The organism is Rhizobium sp. P1_E6 (genome assembly GCF_056405875.1).
The window spans coordinates 1-543 of the sequence record NZ_JBFUBG010000371.1 but is presented as its reverse complement, the minus strand read 5'-3'; the positions used below and the strand labels follow the sequence as shown (position 1 = coordinate 543).

Sequence of the window (543 nt, the reverse complement as noted above, 5' to 3'; positions counted from 1 at the left end):
CCATTGACATCGTTCATATGTTTTTCAAGATCTTTGTCAGACAAACCTGCCAAGTCTGCTGCTGTGACCTCGGGGATATCGCCGTGCATCTTGCCCTTGGTGGTATATTCTTCGCCAAATACGCCATGCTCAACTTCCCCCGGGCGTCGGTTTTCAGTAATAGTGGGGAGGTTTTGATCGTGAGAAATTGGGTTTCCGAAGATGGAAACTCCGACTGCGGTTCCAAATGCCGCCCCCAATATTGCACTGATTGTTGCTTCGCAGCCCCCTCCCACGCACCATCCAACAGCTACGACCACAGGTGCAATATGTCCCGTAGGGTCTGACCTATTGATCGGATCGTTCTCAGCGTAGACATATCGATGGGTGCCCACGCCCGGCTTTGTAGGGTCCCAATCATCCGGCGAGATGAAGCGCGCATTGGCTGCCGATCCGAACGCCACGGTCACCATGCTGCAGACGAGCAGCGGACGTAAAAATCGAGCCCAGAGCCCGTTTGAAAAGAATTTCATGAACACGCCTCTTAAATTGGTCGGGTTATTG

1 protein-coding gene is annotated in these 543 nt (G+C 52.7%); it reads right to left on the bottom strand.

What is annotated here, in order from left to right; translation table 11 throughout:
- On the bottom strand, positions 1-512 hold a 512-nt coding region (locus AC1D35_RS36800), incomplete at its 3' end, for an RHS repeat-associated core domain-containing protein (protein ID WP_477943012.1).
- Positions 513-543: the final 31 nt, after the last annotated feature.